This window comes from Arthrobacter sp. SO3, from assembly GCF_020532825.1.
Classification (GTDB): Bacteria; Actinomycetota; Actinomycetes; order Actinomycetales; family Micrococcaceae; genus Arthrobacter.
In genome coordinates this window covers 17,995-42,045 of sequence record NZ_MQTS01000047.1, presented here as the reverse complement: position 1 = coordinate 42,045, position 24,051 = coordinate 17,995, and the positions used below count along the sequence as shown (strand labels likewise).

Sequence of the window (24,051 nt, the reverse complement as noted above, 5' to 3'; positions counted from 1 at the left end):
CCCAAGACCGACGGCTACCGCCCCAACATCAACGTCGGCGCCGTGGCGCAGAATGCCGCCGGTGTGGCGGGATTCACACCGGCTGCCCCGGATACCGGCGACACATTCCGCGCAAATTACGCCCGGTGGGAATCCGGCACGGGCAGCGGCGTCCCGACCTGGGAGGTCGGCTACCTCACGCCCAAGGAATCCTTCATCGCCCTGGTGCAGACACGGCAGTCCAATCCCACCTGGCTGCTGCAACAGGTGAAGAGCGCGCCGGTCACCGGCACCCGCAGCGCCGGCGGGCGTGAATGGGAACTCCGCGACACGGGCAAGGGGGAGAAGAGCATGGTGCTTCTCGACGCCGGCGGCTCCACCGTCATCCTCACCGGGCCCGCCCAGCTGGACGAGTTCACGGCGCTGGCAGCCGCCGTCGTCAAGGATCTCGAGAGCGGATCCCGCACGGCCGGCAGCGCGTCACCGGGGAGCACCCCGGGAGCAACAGTTTCGCCCTCCCCCACCCCTTCACCGTAAAGTAAAGGCCGTGGCCACTTATCTCACTCCCGCCCTTGCCTGGCGCCGTCTCCGCGAGGGCAACGAACGCTTCGTCTCCGGCAAGTCGTCCCATCCCAACCAGGACGCGTCCCGGCGCTCCTCCCTGGTGGAGAACCAGCACCCGTTCGCGGTGATCTTCGGCTGCTCCGACTCACGGCTGGCCGCCGAAATCATCTTCGACCTGGGCCTGGGCGACGCCTTCGTGGTCCGCACCGCCGGCCATGTGATCGACGACGCCGTGCTCGGCTCGCTCGAATACAGCGTCAGCGTTCTCTCAGTGCCGCTGATCGTCGTCCTGGGACACGACAGCTGCGGGGCGGTCACGGCCACCAAGAACGCGATGGAGACCGGCCAGATGCCCGTGGGCTTTATGCGCAGCCTCGTGGAACGCATCACACCCTCGGTGCTGACCTCGCTGCGCAACAACCAGCACGAGGTCAACGAGATGGTGGTCGAAAACGTCAAACAGACCTCGCAGCGGCTCGTGGACAGCTCGCGGGTGATTTCCGAGGCTGTCGGGAGCGGACGTGCAGCAGTGATCGGGCTCGCCTACAGCCTGGCCGATGGCCGGGCGGACCTCGTTTCCGGAATCGGCGAGCTCTAGGTTCACGCAGCGGCCAAGTAGCAAGCCCTTCACGGTTTTCGATGCAACGGCTCCGCCCAATAAGCTAGCCCCATGACTTCCACAGAAGAGTTGAACACCGAAGAGTTCCGCATTGAACACGACACGATGGGCGAAGTCCGCGTCCCCGTGAACGCCCTGTACCGTGCCCAGACACAGCGTGCGGTCGAAAACTTCCCCATTTCAGGAAAAACCCTGGAGCGCACGCACATCGAGGCCCTCGCCCGGGTCAAGAAGGCCGCGGCCCAGGCGAACGCAGAACTGGGAGTGCTCGACGGCGAGCTCGCCCAGGCAATTGCTGATGCCGCCGACGAGGTTGCCACCGGAAAGTACGACGGCGACTTCCCGATCGACGTCTTCCAGACCGGCTCGGGCACGTCCTCCAACATGAACACCAACGAGGTCATCGCCGAGCTCGCCTCCCGCGCCCTCAAAGCCGCCGGCAGCGACAAGGTGGTCCACCCGAACGACCACGTCAACGCCTCGCAGTCCTCCAACGACGTCTTCCCGACCTCGGTCCACGTGGCCGCCACCTCCGCCCTGATCAACGACCTGATCCCGGCGCTGGGCTACCTTGCCGACTCGCTGGAGCGCAAGGCCGTCGAGTTCAAGGACGTCGTCAAGTCCGGCCGCACCCACCTGATGGACGCCACCCCGGTGACCCTGGGACAGGAATTCGGAGGTTACGCCGCCCAGGTCCGCTACGGCGTCGAGCGCATCAACGCCTCGCTCCCCCGCGTCGCCGAAGTTCCGCTCGGCGGCACCGCCGTCGGCACCGGCATCAACACCCCCGCCGGTTTCCCGGAGCGTGTTATCGAACTGCTCGCTTCCGACACCGGGCTGCCGCTGACCGAGGCCCGCGACCACTTCGAGGCCCAGGCCAACCGAGACGGCCTGATCGAAGCCTCGAGCCAGCTGCGCAACATCGCAATCTCCTTAATGAAGATCAACAACGACCTGCGCTGGATGGGTTCCGGCCCCAACACCGGCCTCGGTGAAATCGCTATCCCGGACCTGCAGCCTGGCTCCTCGATCATGCCGGGCAAGGTCAACCCGGTCATCTGCGAGGCCTCGATCATGGTCTGCGCACAGGTCATCGGCAACGACACCACCATCGCCTGGTCCGGCACCAACGGCGCGTTCGAGCTCAATGTCGGCATCCCCGTGATGGCCGCCAACCTGCTCGAATCCGTGCGGCTGCTGGCCAACACCAGCCGCGTCATGGCGGACAAGATGATCGACGGCATCACCGCCAACGTCGAGCGGGCCCGCTTCCTCGCCGAGGCTTCACCGTCGATCGTCACGCCGCTGAACAAGTTCATCGGTTACGAGAACGCCGCGAAGATCGCCAAGAAGGCCGTCGCAGAGGGCCTGACCATCCGCGAAACCGTCGTCGCCATGGGCTTCCTGGATCGCGGCGAATTGACCGAGGAGCAGCTGGACACCGCCCTGGACGTTATGTCCATGACCCGTCCGCCGCACAAGGCCTAACACCCACCCGCCGCCGCGCCCTTCCGGCGCGTGGCGTCCGACGGCGGCCGGCACCTTTCCAGCGAAAGGCGCCGGCCGCCGTTTTGCCTGCTGCCTGCGCAGGCCTAGAGTGGCGCCTCTCCCCCGGCGGCCCGCCGCTCCTCGACGGTGTAGGCCGCAGCAGCAGCGGCATCCGCCATGCTGGCACCGGCCAGGCGGGCCTCCCGCAGCCTGCGGGTCTTGGCCGACTGCCCGGAGAAGGCTGCGTCCACATTGCCGGCCGCATACGTCAGCGCGTCCTCGGCCCGGATGCCCAGCCCGTGCGCCGTCAGCACGGCATCCTGGTTGGCGCCCAGATACGTGAACTGCCAGCCCCACTGGCTCTGCTGCCGCTCGACGAGGGCCTTCACCATCGGGCCGGTCGCCTCCCGTGAGGCGTTCTCGTGGCCATCGGTCAGGACTGCCACCAGCACCGTCCCCGGGCGCTTGTCCTCGGGCAGGGCCGCCAGTTCCTCGCCGGCCTCTCCGATCAGCCGGATCATGGCGTCGTGCAGCGCCGTGGAGCCGCGGGGCTGCAGGTCCAGGGGAGGCACATCCTGGATGTCCACCGCGGCGTAGACCCGTTCGTAGCTGTCGTCGAACTGGGCCAGGGAGAGCAGGCAGCGTCCAGCCACGGACCGCTGCTCACGCACGAAGGACGCGAACCCGCCCACTGTGTCGTCGGCAATGGCACTCATGGACCCCGACCGGTCCAGGAGGACGTAAACCTGTGTCAATGCAGCATCTGTCATGCTTCCCCATTTCCGGTCCGGGCGCACCAGGACCAACTTTCCCCAGCGGCTGGCTGGACATCATCAGGCTAGGGCGGGGCCCCGACATAAAAGTGAACGGCCAAATCCACGCCGCGGTTTTGCACTTATTGTCTACAAGTGCAAATATTTACTTTGTGAATGAAAGTGCAAATATTGAAGGCGGACTCCGCGAGCGCAAGCGCGCCGCGACGCGGGCGGCGATCACCGCCGCCGCGCGTTCCCTGACCGCGGAGCGAGGCCTCAACGGCTACACAGTAGAGGAGGTCTGCGAACGGACGGGAATCTCCCGCCGGACCTTCTTCAACTACTTCCCGACCAAGGAAGACGCCATCATCGGGCACGTCGACGACGACTTCCCGGCCGCCGTGGTCAGCCGCTTCGTCGAGGGCGGGGCCGGCTCTCCGGCCGGCGAGATCTCCCCCACCCTGCTGTCGGACCTTGTGCAGCTCTCCCTTGACCTGTCGGAACAGATGAACGCAAGCGAGGCGGAAACCCGCCAGCTGATCGCCGTCATCCAGAAGGAACCCCAGCTCATGCTGCGCTTCATCGGAGCCTCGGAACAGCGTGAAACAGAATTCGCGCGGATGCTCGCGGCCCGCGAAAACGTACCCCCGGACCATCCGGTGGTCCGCATGGCGGTGCTGCTCCTGGGCAGCATCGCCCGGAAGACGAGCGCAGCCTACTTCTCCGAGAGCAACACCCGTCGATACCGGGACATGCTGCTTGAAAACATTGCAGCGGCCCGCACCCTTTTTTCCCAGCCACTGGACATCGCTCCGTCCGCCTCCACCGAAGGACCCCAATGAGTTCCGCCGTCAGCACCGCACCGGCAGCCGAGCCGCTGCTCCTGACCCAGAAACGTATCTGGATCATTTTCTCCGCTTTGATCGCCGGGATGTTGCTCTCGAGCCTGGACCAGACGATTGTCTCCACTGCCATGCCCACCATCGTCGGCAAGCTCGGAGGCGTGGAACACCAGGCCTGGATCACCACCGCCTACCTGCTGGCAACCACCATTGTCATGCCGATCTACGGCAAGTTCGGCGACATCCTGGGCCGGCGCAACCTGTTCCTGGTGGCCATCGCCCTGTTCACCCTGGCCTCCGTCGGCTGCGCCTTCGCCACGGATTTCTGGGGCTTCGTGATTTTCCGCGCCGTCCAGGGCCTGGGCGGCGGCGGGCTCATGATCCTCTCGCAGGCCATCATCGCGGACATCGTCCCGGCGAAGGACCGCGGCAAGTACATGGGCCCGCTGGGCGCAATCTTCGGCCTGTCCGCCGTGGCCGGCCCGCTCCTGGGCGGCTACTTCGTGGACCACCTGACGTGGGAGTGGGCGTTCTACATCAACATCCCGATCGGCATCGCGGCGTTCACCATCGCGTGGTTCACGCTGACGCTGCCCAACAAAAAGGCCGACAAGCGGATCGACATCCTGGGCGTGCTGCTGCTGTCCGCGGCAACCACCTGCCTGATCTTCTTCACCGATTTCGGCGGCAAGAAGGATGAAGGCTGGGATTCCCCGCTGACCTGGGCCTTCGGCGCCGGCATGGTGCTGGCCGCCACCGCCTTCGTCCTGGTGGAACGCAGGGCCGAGGACCCCATCATCCCGCTGAGCCTGTTCCGGAACCGGATCTTCGTGAACTCCACGGCGATTGGCTTCACCCTGGGCCTGGGCATGTTTGCCGCCATCGCGTTCGTCCCCACGTTCCTGCAGATGTCCTCCGGCACCTCGGCAGCGGAATCCGGCCTGCTGATGCTACCCATGATGGTGGGGCTGATGGGCATGGCCATCTTCTCCGGCATCCGTATCTCCAAGACCGGCAAGTACAAGATGTTCCCGATCCTTGGGGCCACCCTCACCATTGCCGCGATGCTGTGGCTGACCACCCTCACGGCCGCGACCCCCATCTGGATCATCTGCATCCAGCTGTTCATTTTCGGTGCGGGCCTGGGCTCCATCATGCAGGTGATCGTGCTGGTGGTGCAGAACTCCGTCCCCGCCGAACAGCTCGGCACGGCGACAAGCACCAACAACTACTTCCGGGAAGTGGGCGCCTCGCTCGGCGTCGCCGTCTTCGGTTCCCTTTTCACGGCCCGGCTTTCCGAGTCACTGGCCCGGGCGTTCACCGGGGCGGGGGCCTCGGCCGAGCAGGCCTCGCAGTCCACCCGCACCCTGGACCCGCAGGCCCTCAGCCAACTCCCGGAACAGCTCAAGGACGCGATCGTGAACGCCTATGCCGATTCGCTGGCTCCCGTGTTCTGGTACCTGCTGCCCTTCCTCGGGATCGCCCTGGTGCTCGCGCTGACCCTGAGGCAGATCCCGCTCTCGGACACCGCGGGTATGGTGGCCCGCGGCGAGGCGGTGGGCGGCGAGGAGGCAGAGCGCCTGGAGGCCGAACGCCACGCAGGTGCCACGGCCGTCAACGCCGGTTAGCCACGGCAGTGAGCGCCGGCTGGCCTAGGCACCGTTTGGCCCAGGCGCCGGCGGCGGCCGGGCCTCAGGCGGCCGGCAGCAGCACCATGGCCGCGGCGGTGCCGGCGAGCATGAACGGCCCGAAGGGGATGCTGGATTTCAGGGTGCCGCGCCGCGAAACCAGCAGGGCCAGGCTCCACAGTCCGCCGAACAGGAACGCCGCGAAGGTTCCGGCAAAGACGTGCGGCCAGCCGAGGAAGCCCAGATACATGCCGAGCACACCGGCGAGCTTGACGTCGCCAAAACCCATCCCCGGCGGGTAGACGGCCCGCAGCACGAAGTAGAACAACCACAGTGCCGCGCCACCGGCCACGACGCGCAGCCCGGGCACGCCGAAAAGGCCGGCCCCGCCGTCGGGCACCGCGGCCGCGGCCGGCGCACCGGACACGATGTGGACCAGCACCGCCCCCAGCAACAGCGCCGCGGCGACGGCGTAGGACGGAAAAACGATCCGGTCCGGCAGCAGGTGGTGCCGGACGTCGATGACGGTGAGCCGCACGGCCACGACCGCCAGGTAGGCGCACGCCAGCAGAACCAGCCAGAAGGCCAGCGGGGTCGCTTCGCCCAGTCCGCCGAGTCGTTGGATCATTCTCGGATGCTACTGGAAAATTCCGGCTGCCATGGCCGGGCCCGCGCGTAAACTGTGGATATGGCCGGATGGGACACCTCGAACCCGCGCGGGCGGCGCGCGCCCGGGGACCCCGCGGAACAGGCGGCCGCCTTCCGGAACCTGTGCCGTTCCTCGCCGTGGAAGTGGCACTCCCTGCGCTTTGAATACCTGGACCGGCCGCTCGCCGCCGAAACCGGACCCGCCGAAACCGGACCCGCGGAAACAGCTCCGGACCCGGATCTGGTCCGCGCGTGGCTGCGCCGCCCGGGAGCCCTGCGGCTGGAAACCGCCGATGGCCTGGTCCTGCAAAGCACCACCGGCATCAACGATTCCCGCGACGTGTTCTACGTCCGCTCCACCCGGAAGACCTGGCTGCTCCCGCCCCAACTGGTCACCCCGGTCTACGACGACCGCGGCCTGGTCCGGCGCCGCCCCGAAGCGGCCTACGGCGAGCCAAGCTTCGGCAACGGGCGCTTCGCCGCAGCACTGGACCCGGTGGAGCTGGCAGGCAATGCCCCGGTGCCGCTGGAATTCCCCAATTCCAATGCCGTGGAACTGGGCCCCATCACCGAGGTGATGCACGCAGGCCGCCCCGCGTTGGAAGCGACCGTGACTCCCAACCCCGGCTACCGCCCCAGCGACCCGGGCGCGCCGTTGTGCCGGCCGGGCCGCACGCTGGTGAGGATCGACGCCGGCACGGGAGTTTGCGTGGCGAGTCACTGGCTGGGGGGCGGACAGGAAGGGAACGGACCGCAGGAGTATGGACACTGGCTCCGGATCCTCGCCGTGGACGAGTACATGCTGGATGACCTGTTCCTCGCCGAGTCCATGAACCTCACGGATGTCCGCCGGCACATCAGCTGGGAACTCCCGGCCGGCTGAGGGCGCGTGTGACTGGCTGAGCGCGGGCCCCGCCGCTAGGCTTCCGGGATGACTGAGCTCGCCCGCTACTGGCCGCCCTTCGGCCTCACCCTGACCACACCCCGCCTGGTGCTGCGGCCCATCCGCGACGAGGAAATCCCTGCAGCGGCGGAGGCGGCCCTGAGCGGCATCCACGAACCAGGCCGCAGCCCCTTCAGCAGACCGTGGGCGGAGGCCCCTGCCGAGGAGCTCGGGCGCAACATGGCGCAGTGGTACTGGCGGTGCCGCGGCACCATGTCGCCCGGGGAATGGACCCTGCTGCTGGGCATCTGGCACGAGGGCGCATTCATCGGTTGCCAGGACATCGCGGCCAGCGACTTCGCCACCCTGAAAACCGTCGGCACGGGTTCCTGGCTGAGGCAGAGCGTGCAGGGACGCGGTCTCGGCAAGGAGATGCGCGCCGCAGTCGCCCTCTATGCCTTCGATTGGCTCGGTGCGGAGGTCGCGGAATCCGAGGCGGCCGCCTGGAATCGGCAGTCCCTCGGCGTCTCCCGTTCCCTCGGCTACGAACTCAACGGCGTCACGCGCATCACCTGGGGCGGCCAACGCCAGGAAGCCCAGAAAGTCCGCCTCACCCCAGCCACCTTCAAGCGCCCCGACTGGCAGCTGCAGGTGCAAGGCCACGAAGCCACGGCCAAATACCTGGGGATCGACCCGCAGTAACGCCGGACCGCGGCCCGCAGGGAAGGTGACCGACGCACACGCCGCGGCCCGGCAAACCGGACCACGGCCCCAGCGACTGCAGCGTAGCGGCGGGAGGTGTCTAAGCGACGGCGGGACCCCGCCGCCGCGCGAAGGTGACCATCCCGCCGCGGCCACGCACAGGCGACTAGATCTCCGCCCCCTCGAGCAGATCCGTGACCAGCGCCGCGATCGGCGATCGCTCCGAGCGGGTGAGGGTGACGTGGCCGAAGAGCGGGTGGCCCTTGAGCGTCTCCACCACGGCGGCAACGCCGTCGTGCCGGCCGACCCGGAGGTTGTCGCGCTGGGCGACGTCGTGGGTCAGGACGATCTTGGAGTTCTGCCCGATCCGGCTCATCACGGTCAGCAGCACGTTCTTTTCGAGTGACTGGGCCTCATCCACGATGACGAACGCGTCATGGAGCGAACGCCCGCGGATGTGGGTCAGCGGCATCACCTCGAGCATGCCGCGGTCCATCACTTCCTCCACGACCTCCTGGCTGACGAGGGCGCCGAGCGTGTCGAAGACGGCCTGCGCCCACGGGTTCATTTTCTCCGCCTCGGAGCCGGGCAGGTAGCCCAGCTCCTGCCCGCCCACCGCGTAGAGCGGCCGGAAGACGATCACCTTGCGGTGCTCCTGGCGTTCCAGCACGGCTTCGAGGCCCGCGCACAGGGCCAGCGCGGACTTGCCGGTGCCGGCACGCCCGCCGAGGGACACAATGCCCACGGAGGGGTCCATCAGCAGGTCGATCGCCAGCCGTTGTTCGGCTGAACGGCCGTGCAGTCCGAACACGTCGCGGTCGCCCTTCACGAGGCGGACCTGCTTGTCGGCCCCCACCCGGCCCAGGGCGGATCCCCGCTGCGAGAGCAGCACCAGTCCGGTGTTCGTGGGCATCTCGGCCGCTTCCGGGATGAAGACCGGCTCATGGCCGTAGAGCGTGGAGACTTCCTCCTCGCTCGCGTCGATTTCCGCGACGCCGGTCCAGCCCGAGTCCTTGACGAGTTCGTTGCGGTACTCGTCGGCCTGCAGCCCCATGGCCGAGGCCTTGACGCGCATCGGGAGGTCCTTGGACACCACTGTGACGTCCCGGCCCTCGTTGGCGAGGTTCTTGGCGACGGCGAGGATCCGGCTGTCGTTGTCCCCGCCGCGGAAGCCGGCCGGGAGCACGTCGGCGGAGATGTGGTTCAGCTCCACCATGAGGGTGCCGCCGTCGTGGCCGAGCGGGATGGGACGGTCGAGTCCGCCGTGCTCGACCCGCAGGTCATCGAGGAGCCTGAGCGCCTTGCGGGCGAAATAGCCGAGCTCGGGGTCGTGCCGTTTGCCTTCGAGTTCGGTGATGACGACGATCGGCAGGATCACTTCGTGCTCCGCGAAGCGCAGCAGGGCCCGCGGGTCCGAGAGCAGCACCGAGGTGTCGATGACGAAGCTCCGGGCCGGTTCGCTGTTTGCTGTCCCTTCCCCGGAAACAGCAAGACCGGCTGCAGCGCCGCTATGGGCTGCACCGGTCGTTGAGGTGGCTCGCTTGGCGCGAGAGGTAGCTTTCTGTCCCTGGTCGGTCACGACGTCGGGCAGTTGTTCAGAAATAGCCACATCGACTCCAGCCCCGGGGCGCATGCCCGGAATTGTTATTGGTGAGGCGGTTCGGCCTTGAGGCCGGACGCGGCCTCCCATACACCCGGTGCGAACTTCCGCTCCATGTACTGGCCTCCCCGATCAGCCGGCGGTTTGCCTGCTGATGGGATTAACGTACGTCCGGGGTGCGACGTTTTGATGCCAATTTTTCGGCGATTCTTGTTGCCATCGTGTGAACACCGGATGTCGGCTCAGGAGCCGTAGCGGCGCTGCCGGCCCGCGTAGTCGCGGAGGGCCCGGAGGAAGTCCACCTTCCGGAAGGCCGGCCACAGGGCTTCGCAGAAATAGAACTCGCTGTACGCGCTTTGCCACATCAGGAAACCGGAGAGGCGCTGCTCCCCGGATGTCCGGATCACGAGGTCAGGATCGGGCTGGCCGCGGGTGTAGAGGAACCGCGAGATGTCATCGACGCTGAGGTCATCGGCCAGTTTTCCGATGTCCGCGCCCCGGGCGACGGCGTCGTGCAGCAGTTCGCGGACGGCGTCGACGATTTCGCGGCGTCCGCCGTAGCCGACGGCGACGTTGACGTGGAGTTTCTCACGCGCGGGGGTGCGGGCCGTGAGCCGGTTGAGCCGGGCGGCAAGGTAGTCGGGCAGCAGTTCCGGGGCTCCCATGGCATGGACCGAAATTTCGGCGTCCTCGTCCAGCCGGTCCAGGGTGTTGGCGATGATGCCCATGAGCAGGTCGAGCTCCTCGCCCGATCGGTTCATGTTGTCCGTGGAGAGCATGTACAGGGTGACCACTTTGATGCCGAGTTCCTGGCACCAGCCGAGGAATTCGTGGATCTTGTCGGCGCCGGCCTGGTGCCCCTGACTGGTCGGGGCGTTGAACTGCCGGGCCCAGCGCCGGTTGCCGTCGACCATGACGCCGATGTGCCTCGGGATACGCTCCGGGTCCAGGGACCGCTGCAGCTTGCGCTCGTAGAAGCCATAGAGGAACCCGGGCATTTCCATCCGGAGATTCACCTGGCTTCCTTGAAGTACGACTCTGCTGTGCACATCCTAGGCTACCCGCCGGAGTGCGGGCCGGGGCGCAGGGACGGTGCGATGTTGCCCATAAAAACGTACTACCCGCGGGTAACTTACTGGACCGTAGTTTATTATTGCGGCATGGAAAGCAACAGTCCCGAGCCGCGGCAGGAGCAGCCTGCGGACCGCAAATCCGGCCCGATGGACGACGCCGCGGTCCGGCTGGCCGAACTCCTGATGATCAAACCCAAATGGCGCGGCTGGATCCACACCGTCACGGCGCCGCTGGCGCTGGCCGCCGGCCTGGTTTTGGTGATTCTAGCCCCCACGCCGGACCTGAAGATCGCCTCCGCCATCTACGCCTTCACCGGGGTGCTGCTGTTCGGGATCAGCGCCATCTACCACCGGGGCAACTGGTCCCCGGGCGTCAAGATCGTGCTGAAGCGGCTGGACCATACGAACATCATGCTGGTGATCGCCGGGAGCTACACGCCGCTGGCCTGGGCCCTCCTGGACCGGCCCAAAGCCGAAGTGCTGCTGTGGGTGATCTGGACCGGAGCCATCCTCGGGGTACTGTTCCGCCTGCTGTGGACCCACGCCCCGCGCTGGCTCTACGTCCCGATCTACATCGCCCTGGGCTGCGGCGCGTTGTTCTACCTGCCGGATTTCTTCGCCGCAAACGTTGCCTCCGCCGTGCTGATCTGTGTTGGGGGCGCCCTCTATATCACCGGCGCCGTCTTCTACGCGCTGAAGAAGCCGAACTTCAGCTACGAACACTTCGGCTTCCACGAACTGTTCCACGCCCTCACCGTTTTTGCTTTCGCCGCGCACTACATCGCGATCGCCATCGCCGTCCTGAGTTGATGTCCCCGCCGACGGCGGCGTGCCCGGGACAGTTTCGCGGCGGCTGCCGAGTCAGGGCCGTCCGGCGTCGATGAGGCCGGGCAGTTGCCGCATGTCATGGAACACGGTGGTGCCGGGTCCTTCCAGCCGCCCCGCCGGGGTCACCCCGCCGGCGTAGGCGAAGACGTGCATCCCGGCCGAGCGGGCCGCCTGGACGCCGTGGGCACTGTCTTCGACGACGACGGCGCAGCGCTCCGGTGCCGCGCCGAGCGTCCCGGCGGCGTGCAGGAACAGGTCGGGGGCCGGTTTGCCGCTGGCGACTTCGGACGCGCTGAAGATCCGGCCCTCGAAACGGTGCCAAAGTCCTGTCCGCCGGAGCGTGCGCCGCATCTTGGCGTGGCTCCCGCTGGAGGCGACGCAGTGCGGGACCCTCAGCCCGTCGAGCGCTTCCTCGACGCCGTCAACCGCCACGAGTTCGCGCTCGAAGGCCGTCCGGTACCAGGGGTCGTACTTCCGGTCCCAGCCTTCGCCCAGTTCGATGCCCAGCTGCTCTTCGACCGCGGCGATGAAGTCGGCCTCGCTCCTGCCCACGAAGCGCTCCACAATCTCTTCCCGCTCCAGCTCCCAGCCGAGGTCGGCGAGGACCAGCTGGTCCACCCGGACGGCGATCACTTCGGAGTCGACCAGCACGCCGTCGCAGTCGAAAACCACAAGTTCGAAAGCGTCGCGACAAGTCATTCCGCCATCCTAGCCAGCCGCTCCCGCACCTCGCCGGGAGTGCCGACGGGAAGCCCGCAGACCATTCCGCGGCACAGGTAGACCAGGGGTCGTCCGTCGGGGGCGGCGCCGCGGCCGCGAAGCAGCGGCACGCCGCCGGCGTCGCCCTCCCGCCCCGCGCCGGGGGCAAGCGTGTCGTCCTGCAGGGCGACCGCCAGCCCGGGGCTGGGAGAGAGCAGCAGCCCGCGGTGCAGCGCCGCCCGCTCCGGTGTGTCCGGACCGACGACGGCGGCTTCCACCGGGCCGGCGAGTGCGGCCTGCGCCGTCGCGAGCAGCCACCCTGCCGCCCGCGGCGCGCGGGTGGCCAGCGGCGGCAGCACCGAAAGGATGTTGCCGGCGAGGGCGCGGTGTTCAGCGGAGCCGGAGAGCGCCGAGCAGGACAGCAGTGCGCCGGCGAACGCGGCGGCTCCGCTGGGCGTGGCATTGTCGAAGAGCTCCAGCGGCGCGCGCCCCCCCTGGGCGTTGGACACCTGTTCCGACTCCCCCGCCGTGTCCGTGAGCGCGCCGTCCTTCGTGAACCGCGCACAGGAGGCCGCCAGGATCTCCTCCGCCAGCCGGTACCAGCGGGTCCGGCCCGAGACCGCGTAGAGCGCGATCAGCCCCTCAACGGCAAAAGCGTAATCCTCCAGCAGCCCGCCGATCCCCCCGGCCAGGCCGTCATGGGAGACCCGGATCAGCGTGCCGGCCTTGCCCGCGGCAGCCGGCCGCCAGTGCACACGCTCCAGGTAGGCCGCGATGCGCCCGGCTGCGGCCACGAGCAGGGGCTGCCCCAGCACCGCGCCGGCTTCGGCCAGCGCCGCGACGGCAAGCCCGTTCCAGCCGGCCACGACTTTGTCGTCGCGGGCGGGCTGGGTCCGGCGGAAACGTTCGGCCAGCAGCGCCGGCCGGGCCCGCCGCCACAGGTCCGCTTCGGCAGCGCTGAGTGCCCGGCCGGGGTGCAGCGGTGAGCCGTCCGCGGAGACGGTGCCACGGGATCGGACATTCATGAGCCGCGCGACGGCGGCGCCGTCACCGGGACCCAGGACGGCTGCCAGCCCTGCCGGGGTCCAGAGGTAGCTGGCGCCCTCGGAGTGGACGCCGGCCACGACCGTGTCGGCGTCGAGCGACGAGGCCAGGGCTTCGGGAAGCGCACCGGCCGTCCCGGTCAGGGCGTCATGGCCGGTGTTGCCCGTGCCGAGCCCCAGAGAGGCGAGCAGCCAGCCGGCGGTTCGGCGGGCGACGTCGGCTGCTTCCGCTGCCGGATAGCCGGCCGTGCCGCCCAGCCGGACCCAGTGGACGTAGACACGCAACAGCTGGGCGTTGTCGTAGAGCATCTTCTCGAAGTGCGGCACGGACCAGTCCCGGGTCACCGAATAGCGGGAGAAGCCGCCGTCGAGCTGGTCGAACAGGGCCGAACGCGACATCGCGGCGAGCGTCCGGCCCGCCAGATCGCGGGCCTGGTCCGGGGTTCCCGGGCCGGCGGCTCCCGAGGTCCCGGCGGCCCCTGAGGGAGCGGCGGCATGCCGGATCAGGAATTCCAGCACTGCCGAGGGCGGGAACTTCGGCGCGTCGCCGAAACCGCCGCCGGACGGGTCTTCGGAGTCCGCCAGCGCGCGCACGGCCTCCCCGGGGAGTGACGGATCGACCGGCGCGGGCACACCGTCCAGCCGAACGGCGGCGCCCAGCTGCGACGCGGCGAGGCCGCGGGCCAGCGCCCCGGCGTTCTGTTCCACGGTGTCCCGGCGCTCCCGCCACGCCTCCACCACGGCCTCGAGGACCTGGCGGAAGGAGGGCCTGCCCGGCAGCGGCCGGGGCGGAAAGTAGGTGCCGGCATGGAACGCCCGGCCGTCAGGGAGCAGGAAGACGGACATGGGCCAGCCGCCCTGCCCGCTGATCGCCTGGGTCGCGGCCAGGTAGACGGCGTCCACATCGGGGCGCTCTTCACGGTCCACCTTCACGGCGACGAAGTTGGCGTTCAGGAAGTCCGCGGTGTCCGGGTCTTCAAAGGATTCCCGCGCCATGACGTGGCACCAGTGGCAGGCCGCATAGCCGACGGAGAGGAAGACCGGAACATCGCGGGCGGCGGCGAACGCAAAAGCCTCGTCACCGAAGGGCCGCCAGTGCACGGGGTTGCTGGCGTGCTGCCGGAGGTAGGCAGAGGGTTCTCCGCCCAAGGCGTTGGCGGCCTCGGGGAAGCGCGGGGGCGTGCCGCCGTCAGCGGTTTCCCGGCCCGGCATCGCCATTGACTTCCGGACGGTTGCCAACTTCCGGACGGTTGCCGGGCTGCGCGGCCGGATCCTGGACCCCGGGGGCCACCGTTCCGGCGTCGGCGGCCTGCGGAGCGTCCCCGCCAGCCTGTGCGGCGCGTTCCTCCTCCACCTGGGCGCGGTAGCGGACGCGGCGGATGCGCCGGACCATATCGACGATCAGCAGGGCCGTCAGCACCACGATGAAGGCGGTCAGGAGGAAACCCAGCAGGCCGGGCGTCACCTGGTCCTGGGACAGTCCCGGGCGCAGCGACGGCGTAGGGGTGGGCGCCGGAGTTGTTGCCAGGGCAATGAGCGAGGAATACACGGTGAGGACCTTCTATGGGGGCTGAATGGCAACCCGACGCCACTGCTGGCGGACGGGCCGGAACGGTTTCCACGACGACTTCTACGCGTCATAGAAAAGGCCTGATGGTCTATCTTAGCCCGGCGAAGAAGTCCTTTTCCGGCAACTCTGCGGGGACCCTGGACTGGATCAGCGAGTAGTCCTCCCAGGGCCAGACGCGGCGCTGCATCGCCGGCGAGACGGCGAAGAAGAACCCTTCCGGGTCGACCTGGGTGCGGTGGGAACGCAGCGCGTCGTCGCGTGCTTCAAAGAAGTCGCCGCACTCGATCTGGGTCGTGGTGGGGTGAGTCGGCGCGGGCGGGGTGTGGCCCTCGGCGTCGGCTTCCAGCCACGCCGCGAGCCGTTCGGCATAGGGCGACTGAAGGCCGGATTCCTCCAGCGCGAAATGCAGGGCCCGGAACCGTTCGGGGCTGAACGCACGGTCGTAGTACAGCTTGCCCGGCGCCCAGGCGTCCCCGGTTCCCGGGTAGCGGGCCGGGTCCCCGGCGGCTTCGAAGGCCTCGACGGCGACCCGGTGCGCCATGATGTGGTCCGGGTGCGGATAGCCGCCGTTCTCGTCGTAGCTGAGGATTACCTGCGGCTTGAACCGGCGGACCAGCCGGACCAGCGGGGCGGCCGCCCGTTCCAGCGGCAGCGTAGCGAAGGAGCCGACCGGCAGCGGCGGCAGCGGATCGCCTTCCGGCAGCCCCGAATCGACGAAGCCAAGCCAGCGCTGGCGGACGCCCAGGACGTTGGCGGCGTGCTCCATCTCCAGCCGGCGCGCGCCGGCCATGTCGCGCTTGGGGTGCGGCTCGCCCGCCATCGCCGGGTTCTGGATGTCACCGCGGGAACCGTCGGTGCAGGTGGCCACCAGGACGTCGATGCCGGCCGCGGCGTACATCGCCATCGTGGCGGCGCCCTTGCTGGATTCGTCGTCGGGATGAGCATGGACAGCCAACAGTCGAAGCGGCGCTGACGGGCTGGTGGACGCTGTCATCGTGGGACGGCTCCTCTTTGTCTATTGGTGTGCTGTTAGGGGCGTGCTTCTGCGGGTGGCCCCGACGAGCGGACATTTCCCCGCCGGATCCACACTAAACTGGACTGGTGACTTCCCAGGATCAGCCTGCCGCGACTGCGCCGGCATCTCCCAGCCTAGCCAATCGCTACGGCGGCCAAAAGCGAACACTCACCGGCAAGGCCAAACGGAACGTCCTGATTCTTGCCCTGGTGGCCGGGATGGCCTTTATGGCCTGGATCTCGACGTCGAACGCCACGGCCACGGTCACCTACAAGGACATCGGCTACAGCACGCCGGACGCCACCCTCACCGAGGTCGATTTCCAGGTCACCAAGGAACCGGGCACCGCCGCCAAATGCGCGGTCAAGGCGTTGGACTCCAAGTTCGCCGTCGTCGGCTGGAAGGTGGTGGACATCCCCCCGAACGCCGCCGATGCCGGCTCCGACGGCGGACGCACCACTGCCCAGCGGGCGACACTGCACACGGAGTCGCAGGCCGTGTCCGGCATCATCGACAGCTGCTGGATTCCCGACGCCGGCAAGTAGGCCCTCCGGGCTGCCGCCGCACAACCCTCCGGGCTGCGGCGTCGGCCGCGGTAACACGGTGTGATCCACATCCCAGCGTTCTTTGGTTTATCCACAGGATTGACTACAATGGATCAATACCTTTCCCCCGCTGAGCTGGTTACTGAGTCCCATAAGTGGCCACCGTAGCGGGGTCTTTGTTTGTTTGACCATGAAGGAGAAGTCCGTGTCTACCACCAACAGCGCAACTGCAGCTTGGCTCACCCAGGAAGCTTTTGACCGCCTGAAGGCAGAGCTGGACCACCTCTCCGGCCCCGGCCGGGCGGAAATCGTCCAGAAGATCGAGGCTGCGCGCCAGGAAGGCGACCTCAAGGAAAACGGCGGCTACCACGCGGCCAAGGAGGAGCAGGGCAAGATCGAAGCCCGCATCCGCCAGCTGACCGCGCTGCTCCGGGACGCCCACGTGGGCGAATCCCCGGCCGACGACGGAATTGTCGAGCCCGGCATGATCGTCGTTGCCAACATCGCAGGGGACGAGGAAAGCTTCCTGCTCGGCTCACGGGAAATCGCCGGAGACTCGGAGCTCGACGTCTTCAGCGAGAAGTCCCCCCTCGGCGCAGCCATCGTGGGCCACAAGCAGGGCGACCAGCTCAGCTACACCGCCCCGAACGGCAAGGTCATCACGGTGGAGATCATCTCCGCCAAACCGTACGTCGGCTAATACGCGAAACCACCGCTGCAGCCCTGCAGCGAACGACGCCGGCCCTCCCCTTAGCGGGAGGGCCGGCGTCGTTGTTGTTGCGGCTGTGCAGGGCTGTGCAGGGCTGGGGCCGGTGCGCGGGCTGGAGCTGCAGGGGTGCCGCTCCAGGGGTGCCGCAGATGCCGGGTGCTAGTGCCCGGCGCGCAGCGGTCCCGCCCGCGGGACGCTCAGGAGCAGGGCGGCCAGCACCCCGCCGATCGCCCCGCCCAGGTGCGCCTGCCAGGAAACGAAGCTCGCCACGGTGGGCAGGATCCCGAACAGGACCCCGCCGTAGGTCAGGAACAGCACCACGGAGAGCAGGATCTGCCACCAGTTGCGGTTGAAGAAGCCCCGCACCAGCAGGAACGCGAAGAGCCCAAAGACCAGGCCGGACGCCCCGACAGTAATGTTGAAGCCGCCGATCAGCCACACCACCACCCCGGAGGCCAGCCAGCTCAGGGACAGGGTTGTGAAAAACACCCGCAGCCCGGAGAGCAGCACCAGGAACCCGAAGACAATCAGCGGAAGCGTGTTGGAGAACAGGTGCGCCAGGTTGGCGTGCAGCAGCGGGAACGTCAGGATGTCCAGGATTCCGTCGAGGTTGCGCGGGCGCAGGCCGAACGTGCGGTTGAGCGAATGGAGCATCAGGGTGTTGATGATCTCGATGACGTAGAGCACCAGCACGAACAATCCCACCACCAGCAGCCCCGTGCGGGCGCGCCCCGCTGCAGTGTCTCCGGTGCGTGGCGTGCCGTTCCGGGCGGGATCCAGCATCATGGTGCCTAGTGCACCACGATCGGCTGGAAGCCTTCGGCCCGGAGCGCCGCAAGGACCTGCTCGCAGTGTTCGTGGCCTTTCGTCTCCAGGTTCACGGTGATGGACACATCGCCCATGCTGATCGAGCCGCCCACCCGGGTGTGGTCCAGGCCGGTCACGTTGGCATCGTTTTCGGCGATGATGCGGGCGATCGTTGCCAGCGAACCGGGCCGGTCGTCCAGCATCATCCGCACGGTCATGTACCGGCCCGCGGCGGAAAGGCCGCGCTGGATGACCTTGAGCATCAGCATCGGGTCGATGTTGCCGCCGGAGAGCACCACGGCCACGGTGCCGGGGTTCTCGATTTTGCCTTCCATCAGCGCCGCGACGCCCACCGCGCCGGCTGGCTCGACGACCATCTTGGCGCGTTCCAGCAGGAAGATGAGCGCCCGGGCCAGGGCGTCCTCGCTGACAGTGACGACGTCGTCGACGAGTTCCCGGATGATGCTGAAGGGCAGCTGGCCGGGCCGGCCGACGGCGATGCCGTCGGCCATGGTGGAGACTCGTTTGAGCGGCACGAGGGCGTCCGCGGCAAGCGAGGGCGGGTAGGCGGCCGCATTTTCGGCCTGGACACCGATGATCCGGATCTCCCGGCCCAGTTCTTTGGCCCGGGCCTTCACGGCCACGGCGACGCCGGCGAGGAGCCCGCCGCCGCCAACGCCCATCAGGATGGTGTCGACGTCGGGGATCTGTTCCAGGATTTCGAGGCCAACGGTGCCCTGGCCGGCGACGACGTCGACGTCGTCGAAGGGGTGGACGAACACGGCGCCGGTCTCGTCCGCGTAGCGCTTCGCTTCCGCGAGGGCCTCGTCGACGTTGTGGCCGTGCAGGACCACTTCGGCCCCGTGGCTGCGGGTGGCGGCGAGTTTGGGCAGGGCGACCCCCAGCGGCATGTAGATCCGGGCCTTGATGCCCAGGCTCTTGGCGGCGACGGCCACACCCTGGGCATGGTTGCCGGCCGAGGCCGCCACGACGCCGCGCTTCTTCTCCGCCGGGGAGAGCTTGGCCATCCGGACGTAGGCGCCCCGGACCTTGAAGGAACCGGCCCGCTGCAGGTTTTCGCACTTGAGGAAGACCTCGCCGCCGACCATGCTGCCGAGGGCACGGGAGGATTCAACCGGCGTCCGCGTAATAATCCCGTCGAGCAGCTTCTGCGCCTCCAGGACATCGTCCAGCGTGACGGGCAGGCTCTCAAGGGTGTTCACGAACTAGTCTCCTTCTTCGGATCTGTGTTTTGCTCGGTCTTCGGCTCAGGGGGTGGATCCGGGGGCAGGGATGCCCTGCTGGCCCGCGGGTGCCGGCGCACTTTCATGTTCCCACGTTCTGCCGGCAATGTAGCGAATCGACGAGTTTGCTACGGCGAGGATGGGGACCGAGAACAGGGCTCCGGGAATTCCGGCGAGGTAGGAACCGGCGGCGACGGCCAGGATGACGGCCACCGGGTGCAGCGAGACGGCCTTGCCCATGACGAGCGGCTGCAGGATGTGGCTTTCCAGCTGCTGGACCAGCAGCACGATGCCCAGCATGATCAGGGCGTTGACCGGGCCGTTGGCCACGAGGGCCAGCAGCACGGCGACGGCGCCGGTCACCAGGGCGCCAATAATCGGGATGAAAGAGCCGAGGAACACCAACACGCCCAGCGGCAGCGCCAGCGGCACACCGATGATCGCCGCACCGACCCCGATCCCGACCGCGTCCACGAAGGCGACGAACATCTGGATCCGGGTGTAGCTGACCATCGATTCCCAGCCCTTCCGGCCGGCCCCGTCCGTCGCGGCGCGGGCCTTCCTGGGCAGCAGCCGCACGAGGAACGACCAGATGCGTCCTCCTTCCAGCAGGAAGAAGATCAGGATGAACAGCGCCAGGACCATTCCGGCGGCGAAGTGCCCGGCGGTGCTCCCGAACGACAGCGCGCCGCTGAGAATGCTGCTGCTGTTGTTCTGCAGCGCCGCGGTGCCGTCCTTGAGGTACTGGTCGATCTGGGCCGCGCTCAGGTGCAGCGGACCGTCCGCGAGCCAGACCTGGATCTTCTGGACACCGGCGAGGGCCTCGCTCCACAGTTCGGCGAAGCCCGAGGCGAGCTGCCGCCCCACGAGCGCCAGGGCCCCGACAATCATGCCGAGGAAGCCCAGGACGGTAATGGCGACGGCGAGCCCGTTGGGGACGCTGTTCCTCCTGAGCCAGTTCTTGACCGGTGACAGCAGCCCGGCCAGCAGCGCGGCGACCATGACGGGAATCAGCAGGAAGCTGACCCTGCTGAGCAGCCACACGAGGGCGCCCGCCACGAGGATGATCAGTCCGAGGCGCCAGGACCAGGATGCGGCGATCCGCACGCCATACGGGATGTCCTGGTCGATTTCCCGGTCCGTGACAACGCGCACCGGCGCAGAGTCACTGTCGGAGTCGCGGGCGGAGACGCTGTGAGAGACGCTGTCGGCGGCGCTGGCTGCGTCGGGGTGGTGTCGCGGGGCGGAATTGTCAACTGGCGTCATAGCCCCATGATTCCCCAGCGCCGCCCGGATGGGAAACCCGGCCGCCGCTCACTGCTCCAGGGACGCGCTGATCCCCCACGTCATGGCGAACCGCTCCCCGGGCGGCAGCCAGCGCAGTCCGTCGCCGCTGTTGAAGGCGTTGGCCGGACCGGTCATCGGCTCGATCGCCACCGCCTTGGTGCGGCCCGGGAACTCGGTGGTGACAAAAACGTGGACGTAGCCGCAGCTCGCGTCCTGCCAGAGGCTCACGCTCCGGCCGTCCGCTGCGCTCAGCGTGTGGCGGGCGATGCCGTCGTCGAACTCCAGGTCTGTGTAGGCGGAATCGAGTTCCAGCTCAGCGACCAGCCGGCCGGCGCGGAGGTCGAAGTCCCCGCCCACCGTTTCCGTGCCGCGCGGGATCAGGCGCCCGTCCGTCACGAGCCTGGTGCCGGCGTGGACGGTGACGGTCAGCTCCTCGCTGGGCAGCTCCCCCAGCCGCAGGTAGGGGTGGGCGCCGAGGACGAACGGGGCAGGTTCCTGGGAGTCGTTGATCAGCAGCTGCCGGACCACCAGGCCCAGGTCCCCGGCCAGTTCGTAGCGCACGCGGTGCCGCAGCAGGAAGGGGTAGCCGTGCTGCGGGAACACGGGCGCTTCGAGGGTGACCGAGAATTCCGATTCGTCGACAAGGTCATAGGAGGCGTTGCGCAGCAGCCCGTGGCTGGCGTTGTTGCGGGACACCTCGGTGATGTCCAGCTGCTGCTTCTTGCCGTTGAGGTACCAGACGCCGTCCTCAACGCGGTTCGCCCACGGCGCCAGCGTGATGCCGGCGGCGCCCGGTGGGATCTCCGCGTCCCCGTAGCTTTCCGTCAGCTGCATTCCGCCGCGGCTGTACAGCCTCAGCCCGGCGGCGAGTTCGGTGACGACCGCGAGCGCGTCGCCGCGCCGCAGCTCATACTGCCGGCCGGTGGCGTAGCGCCGGGCGGAGGCGTCAGCTCCGGGGCCGTCGGGGCCGTCGCTGGGACTGTCGCGGTGAGGGGACTCCGGGGAAGCGGGGGGCAGCAGGTTCATGGTCACCACCGTACCCAGCCGCACGCCACGGCGTATACCGTGGAGCCATGACCCGCATTTCCAGGATGGCCGCCGGCGGCCCGGTGTGAGCCTCCCCCTCGACGCCCGGCAGCTGGCGGCCCGGTTCGATTCCGTCTTCGGCTCGGCTCCGGACGGCGTGTGGCAGGCGCCCGGCCGCGTCAACCTGATCGGCGAGCATACCGACTACAACGAAGGCTTTGTGCTGCCGTTTGCGATCGACCGGACGGCCCGCGTGGCGGTCCGCCTGCGGCCGGACGCCGGCATCCGGCTGTTGTCCACCTTCGGCAACCAGGGATTGACGACGGCGGATGCCGGCTCGCTGGCCCGCGGAACAGCGAGGGGGTGGACCAAGTACCCGCTGGGTGTGCTGTGGGCGCTTCAGCAGTGCGGGCTTCCCGTGCGCGGTCTGGACCTGCTGCTGGACTCCGACGTGCCCCGCGGCGCCGGGCTGTCCTCTTCCCACGCGATCGAGTGCGCCGTTATTTCAGCGTTCAACGAGCTCAGCGGGGCGGGGCTGGAGGTGCAGGACATGGTCCTGGCCACGCAGCGCGCGGAGAATGACTTCGTCGGAGCACCCACCGGGATCATGGACCAGTCCGCGTCCCTGCGCGGCGCGGCCGGACATGCCCTCTTCCTCGACTGCCGGGACCAGCGCGTCCGGCTGGTGCCGTTCGACGCCGAAGGTGCCGGCCTGGTGCTGCTCGTGATTGACACGAAGGTGTCGCATTCGCACGCGGACGGCGGCTACGCCTCCCGGCGTGCCGCCTGCGAGCTGGGCGCCGAGGTCCTCGGCGTGAAGGCCCTGCGCGACGTCGGGCTGGAGGACCTTGAGGAGGCCAGCGGCCTGCTGGACCCGGTGACGTTCCGCCGGGTGCGGCACGTCGTGACGGAAAATGAGCGGGTCCTCCGGACGGTCGGGCTCCTGGAGAGTACCGGGCCGGCGGCAATCGGCCCGCTGCTGGATGCCTCCCATGCCTCGATGCGGGACGACTTCGAGATCTCCTGCCCCGAACTGGACCTCGCCGTGGAGGCCGCCCGTTCCGCCGGGGCACTCGGTGCCCGGATGACCGGGGGCGGTTTCGGCGGCTCCGCGATCGCCCTCACCCCGGCATCGGCCGAGCAGGGGGTGCGGGCCGCCGTCGAGCATGCCTTCGCGGCGGCCGGGTACACGGCGCCGGCGATCTTCCGTGTCCGCCCCGCGGCAGGGGCGATGCGCCTGGCCTAGGCCAGGCGTACGCTGGGCCCATGCCAGAAGCCGTCATCGTTTCCACTGCCAGGAGCCCGATCGGCCGCGCTTTCAAAGGCTCGCTGAAGGACGAACGGCCCGACGATCTTGCGGCGGCCATGGTGGCCGCGGCGCTCGCCCGGATTCCCTCGTTCGACCCGGCGGACACGTCCGGGCGGGGCCTGGACGACCTCTATCTGGGCTGCGCCGAGCCCAGCGGCGAGGCGGGCTCCAACATGGCCAGGGTGGTCACCATCCTCGCCGGCCTGGACAATGTCCCCGGCGCCACGATCAACCGTTTCTGCGCATCCAGCCTGCAAACCCTCCGGATGGCCTTCCACGCCATCAAAGCCGGCGAAGGGCACGCCTTTGTCTCGGCCGGGGTGGAGGCCGTGTCCCGCTACCGCGACTGGGCCGGCGCCGGCGAGACGGACGCCAGCACCCACAACCCGCTCTTTGACGCCGCCCGGCAGCGCACGGCCGCCCGGGCCGCGTCCAATACGCCGTGGACGGACCCGCGGCTGGGTGGCCGGATGCCGGACATCTATATCGCCATGGGACAGACCGCGGAAAATGTCGCGACCAGCTACGGCATCAGCCGGGCCGAGCAGGACGCCTGGGCGGTGCTGAGCGAAAACCGCGCCGAAGCAGCAATCGCCGCCGGGTTCTATGCCCGCGAGATCACGCCCTACACCCGCAAGGACGGCACCGTGATCGACCGGGACGACTCCCCTCGGGCCGGTGTCACCGTCGGGTCGGTCAGCGCCCTGCAGCCGGTCTTCCGCGCGGGGGGGACCGTCACGGCCGGCAATGCCTGCCCGCTGAACGACGGAGCCGCCGCCGTCGTGGTGCTGAGCGACGCGCGTGCCCGCGAACTCGGGCTGGAACCGCTGGCCCGGATTGTCTCCACCGGCGTCAGCGCCCTCTCCCCCGAGCTGATGGGCATGGGTCCGGTCGAGGCGACCCACCGCGCCCTGGAGCTGGCCGGCCTGGGGATCGAGGATATCGACCTCGTGGAACTCAACGAGGCCTTCGCGGTGCAGGTCGTCGCCAGCGCCAGGGAACTTGGGATCGATCACGAAAAGCTCAACGTCCACGGCGGCGCCATCGCGCTGGGGCATCCTTTCGGCATGACCGGCGCCCGGATGACCACCACCCTGCTCAATGGCCTCAGGGAACGCGATGCGACGCTCGGTTTGGCGACGCTGTGCGTCGGCGGCGGCCAGGGCATGGCCGTGGTGCTGGAGCGGC

At 68.5% G+C, this 24,051-nt stretch carries 24 protein-coding genes; 12 read left to right on the top strand and 12 right to left on the bottom strand.

All coding sequences use genetic code 11. The annotated features are described in order from the left end of the window. The 3 genes from BJQ90_RS05540 to BJQ90_RS05530 all read left to right on the top strand — a co-directional run. On the top strand, positions 1 to 516 hold a 516-nt coding region (locus BJQ90_RS05540; RefSeq protein WP_226759306.1), incomplete at its 5' end, for a DUF4245 domain-containing protein. A gap of 10 nt (positions 517 to 526) precedes the next feature. After that, the gene (locus BJQ90_RS05535) at positions 527 to 1,141 is read left to right on the top strand and encodes a carbonic anhydrase (RefSeq protein WP_226759305.1); all 615 of its coding nucleotides are present in this window, start codon (positions 527 to 529) and stop codon (positions 1,139 to 1,141) included. Positions 1,142 to 1,213: 72 nt separating this feature from the next. Then, complete coding sequence (locus BJQ90_RS05530) at positions 1,214 to 2,650, top strand: class II fumarate hydratase (RefSeq protein ID WP_226759304.1); 1,437 nt, start codon at positions 1,214 to 1,216, stop codon at positions 2,648 to 2,650. Positions 2,651 to 2,754: 104 nt separating this feature from the next. Here the strand turns inward: BJQ90_RS05530 and BJQ90_RS05525 are convergent, their stop codons facing one another. Beyond that, the gene (locus tag BJQ90_RS05525; protein WP_226759303.1) at positions 2,755 to 3,420 is read right to left on the bottom strand and encodes a vWA domain-containing protein; all 666 of its coding nucleotides are present in this window, start codon (positions 3,418 to 3,420) and stop codon (positions 2,755 to 2,757) included. A 155-nt stretch (positions 3,421 to 3,575) separates the two neighbouring features. Between BJQ90_RS05525 and BJQ90_RS05520 the strand changes: the two genes are divergently transcribed. Both BJQ90_RS05520 and BJQ90_RS05515 read left to right on the top strand, forming a co-directional pair. After that, entirely contained in the window at positions 3,576 to 4,247 is a 672-nt protein-coding gene (locus BJQ90_RS05520) for a TetR/AcrR family transcriptional regulator (protein WP_226759302.1), read from the top strand. Further along, positions 4,244 to 5,875 (top strand): MDR family MFS transporter, encoded by a 1,632-nt coding sequence (locus BJQ90_RS05515; protein WP_226759301.1) that lies wholly within the window; start codon positions 4,244 to 4,246, stop codon positions 5,873 to 5,875. The genes BJQ90_RS05520 and BJQ90_RS05515 overlap by 4 nt, the downstream gene beginning before the upstream one ends. Before the next feature lie 64 nt (positions 5,876 to 5,939). Here the strand turns inward: BJQ90_RS05515 and BJQ90_RS05510 are convergent, their stop codons facing one another. Continuing rightward, complete coding sequence (locus BJQ90_RS05510; RefSeq protein WP_226759300.1) at positions 5,940 to 6,503, bottom strand: prepilin peptidase; 564 nt, start codon at positions 6,501 to 6,503, stop codon at positions 5,940 to 5,942. 60 nt (positions 6,504 to 6,563) lie between these two features. On the opposite strand from BJQ90_RS05510, the gene BJQ90_RS05505 reads away from it, so the two are divergent. Both BJQ90_RS05505 and BJQ90_RS05500 read left to right on the top strand, forming a co-directional pair. After that, a complete protein-coding gene (locus BJQ90_RS05505; RefSeq protein ID WP_226759299.1) occupies positions 6,564 to 7,406 on the top strand; it encodes a hypothetical protein in 843 nt (280 codons plus the stop codon). A 48-nt stretch (positions 7,407 to 7,454) separates the two neighbouring features. Beyond that, complete coding sequence (locus BJQ90_RS05500) at positions 7,455 to 8,108, top strand: GNAT family N-acetyltransferase (RefSeq protein ID WP_226759298.1); 654 nt, start codon at positions 7,455 to 7,457, stop codon at positions 8,106 to 8,108. 166 nt (positions 8,109 to 8,274) lie between these two features. On the opposite strand, the gene BJQ90_RS05495 is transcribed toward BJQ90_RS05500, so the two are convergent. Together BJQ90_RS05495 and BJQ90_RS05490 are read right to left on the bottom strand one after the other, a co-directional pair. Beyond that, positions 8,275 to 9,717 carry a PhoH family protein gene (locus BJQ90_RS05495; protein WP_226759297.1) on the bottom strand — a complete coding sequence of 481 codons (1,443 nt, stop codon included), beginning with the start codon at positions 9,715 to 9,717 and terminating at the stop codon, positions 8,275 to 8,277. Between the two features lie 233 nt (positions 9,718 to 9,950). Then, entirely contained in the window at positions 9,951 to 10,712 is a 762-nt protein-coding gene (locus BJQ90_RS05490) for an isoprenyl transferase (RefSeq protein ID WP_226759309.1), read from the bottom strand. A gap of 216 nt (positions 10,713 to 10,928) precedes the next feature. On the opposite strand from BJQ90_RS05490, the gene trhA reads away from it, so the two are divergent. After that, positions 10,929 to 11,591, top strand: coding sequence for a PAQR family membrane homeostasis protein TrhA (gene trhA / locus BJQ90_RS05485; RefSeq protein WP_226759308.1), 663 nt, complete (start codon positions 10,929 to 10,931; stop codon positions 11,589 to 11,591). A 51-nt stretch (positions 11,592 to 11,642) separates the two neighbouring features. Here trhA and BJQ90_RS05480 read toward each other — a convergent pair whose 3' ends face one another. The 4 genes from BJQ90_RS05480 to mca all read right to left on the bottom strand — a co-directional run bounded on the left by BJQ90_RS05480 (position 11,643) and on the right by mca (position 15,915). Further along, on the bottom strand, positions 11,643 to 12,308 hold the full coding sequence (locus BJQ90_RS05480; RefSeq protein ID WP_226759296.1) for an HAD family hydrolase: 666 nt from the start codon (positions 12,306 to 12,308) through the stop codon (positions 11,643 to 11,645). Further along, positions 12,305 to 14,563 (bottom strand): thioredoxin domain-containing protein, encoded by a 2,259-nt coding sequence (locus BJQ90_RS05475; RefSeq protein WP_226759295.1) that lies wholly within the window; start codon positions 14,561 to 14,563, stop codon positions 12,305 to 12,307. The genes BJQ90_RS05480 and BJQ90_RS05475 overlap by 4 nt, the downstream gene beginning before the upstream one ends. Next, positions 14,541 to 14,900: a hypothetical protein gene (locus BJQ90_RS05470; protein ID WP_226759294.1), complete on the bottom strand. Its 360-nt coding sequence runs from the start codon at positions 14,898 to 14,900 to the stop codon at positions 14,541 to 14,543. Before BJQ90_RS05470 ends, BJQ90_RS05475 begins: the two co-directional genes overlap by 23 nt. A gap of 109 nt (positions 14,901 to 15,009) precedes the next feature. Next, positions 15,010 to 15,915 carry a mycothiol conjugate amidase Mca gene (mca, locus tag BJQ90_RS05465; protein WP_226759293.1) on the bottom strand — a complete coding sequence of 302 codons (906 nt, stop codon included), beginning with the start codon at positions 15,913 to 15,915 and terminating at the stop codon, positions 15,010 to 15,012. 107 nt (positions 15,916 to 16,022) lie between these two features. Between mca and BJQ90_RS05460 the strand changes: the two genes are divergently transcribed. Then, positions 16,023 to 16,481: a DUF4307 domain-containing protein gene (locus BJQ90_RS05460; protein WP_226759292.1), complete on the top strand. Its 459-nt coding sequence runs from the start codon at positions 16,023 to 16,025 to the stop codon at positions 16,479 to 16,481. Between the two features lie 205 nt (positions 16,482 to 16,686). Next, complete coding sequence (greA, locus tag BJQ90_RS05455) at positions 16,687 to 17,181, top strand: transcription elongation factor GreA (protein ID WP_226759291.1); 495 nt, start codon at positions 16,687 to 16,689, stop codon at positions 17,179 to 17,181. A 168-nt stretch (positions 17,182 to 17,349) separates the two neighbouring features. Here greA and BJQ90_RS05450 read toward each other — a convergent pair whose 3' ends face one another. From BJQ90_RS05450 to BJQ90_RS05435, 4 genes are read right to left on the bottom strand one after another with little or no spacing between them, the layout of a single operon-like run. After that, positions 17,350 to 17,973, bottom strand: a complete 624-nt coding sequence (locus BJQ90_RS05450; protein ID WP_226759307.1) for a rhomboid family intramembrane serine protease — start codon at positions 17,971 to 17,973, stop codon at positions 17,350 to 17,352. 8 nt (positions 17,974 to 17,981) lie between these two features. Then, positions 17,982 to 19,220: a threonine ammonia-lyase gene (gene ilvA, locus BJQ90_RS05445; RefSeq protein WP_226759290.1), complete on the bottom strand. Its 1,239-nt coding sequence runs from the start codon at positions 19,218 to 19,220 to the stop codon at positions 17,982 to 17,984. A 45-nt stretch (positions 19,221 to 19,265) separates the two neighbouring features. Next, the gene (locus BJQ90_RS05440; protein ID WP_226759289.1) at positions 19,266 to 20,507 is read right to left on the bottom strand and encodes an AI-2E family transporter; all 1,242 of its coding nucleotides are present in this window, start codon (positions 20,505 to 20,507) and stop codon (positions 19,266 to 19,268) included. Positions 20,508 to 20,555: 48 nt separating this feature from the next. Further along, entirely contained in the window at positions 20,556 to 21,563 is a 1,008-nt protein-coding gene (locus tag BJQ90_RS05435; protein ID WP_413463644.1) for an aldose 1-epimerase family protein, read from the bottom strand. Between the two features lie 76 nt (positions 21,564 to 21,639). Between BJQ90_RS05435 and galK the strand changes: the two genes are divergently transcribed. Continuing rightward, positions 21,640 to 22,800: a galactokinase gene (gene galK, locus BJQ90_RS05430; protein ID WP_226759287.1), complete on the top strand. Its 1,161-nt coding sequence runs from the start codon at positions 21,640 to 21,642 to the stop codon at positions 22,798 to 22,800. Between the two features lie 20 nt (positions 22,801 to 22,820). Then, the coding region (locus BJQ90_RS05425) for an acetyl-CoA C-acetyltransferase (protein ID WP_226759286.1) at positions 22,821 to 24,051 on the top strand (1,231 nt) is incomplete at its 3' end.

What these genes read in the sequence shown, in the direction of transcription:
- BJQ90_RS05530 (WP_226759304.1), top strand. Translation starts at nt 1,214, where the DNA reads ATGACTTCCACAGAAGAGTTGAACACCGAAGAGTTCCGCATTGAACAC.
- BJQ90_RS05525 (WP_226759303.1), bottom strand. Translation starts at nt 3,420, where the DNA reads ATGACAGATGCTGCATTGACACAGGTTTACGTCCTCCTGGACCGGTCG.
- BJQ90_RS05515 (WP_226759301.1), top strand. Translation starts at nt 4,244, where the DNA reads ATGAGTTCCGCCGTCAGCACCGCACCGGCAGCCGAGCCGCTGCTCCTG.
- BJQ90_RS05510 (WP_226759300.1), bottom strand. Translation starts at nt 6,503, where the DNA reads ATGATCCAACGACTCGGCGGACTGGGCGAAGCGACCCCGCTGGCCTTC.
- BJQ90_RS05505 (WP_226759299.1), top strand. Translation starts at nt 6,564, where the DNA reads ATGGCCGGATGGGACACCTCGAACCCGCGCGGGCGGCGCGCGCCCGGG.
- BJQ90_RS05500 (WP_226759298.1), top strand. Translation starts at nt 7,455, where the DNA reads ATGACTGAGCTCGCCCGCTACTGGCCGCCCTTCGGCCTCACCCTGACC.
- BJQ90_RS05490 (WP_226759309.1), bottom strand. Translation starts at nt 10,712, where the DNA reads ATGGAAATGCCCGGGTTCCTCTATGGCTTCTACGAGCGCAAGCTGCAG.
- trhA (WP_226759308.1), top strand. Translation starts at nt 10,929, where the DNA reads ATGGACGACGCCGCGGTCCGGCTGGCCGAACTCCTGATGATCAAACCC.
- BJQ90_RS05480 (WP_226759296.1), bottom strand. Translation starts at nt 12,308, where the DNA reads ATGACTTGTCGCGACGCTTTCGAACTTGTGGTTTTCGACTGCGACGGC.
- BJQ90_RS05475 (WP_226759295.1), bottom strand. Translation starts at nt 14,563, where the DNA reads ATGCCGGGCCGGGAAACCGCTGACGGCGGCACGCCCCCGCGCTTCCCC.
- mca (WP_226759293.1), bottom strand. Translation starts at nt 15,915, where the DNA reads ATGACAGCGTCCACCAGCCCGTCAGCGCCGCTTCGACTGTTGGCTGTC.
- BJQ90_RS05450 (WP_226759307.1), bottom strand. Translation starts at nt 17,973, where the DNA reads ATGCTGGATCCCGCCCGGAACGGCACGCCACGCACCGGAGACACTGCA.
- BJQ90_RS05440 (WP_226759289.1), bottom strand. Translation starts at nt 20,507, where the DNA reads ATGACGCCAGTTGACAATTCCGCCCCGCGACACCACCCCGACGCAGCC.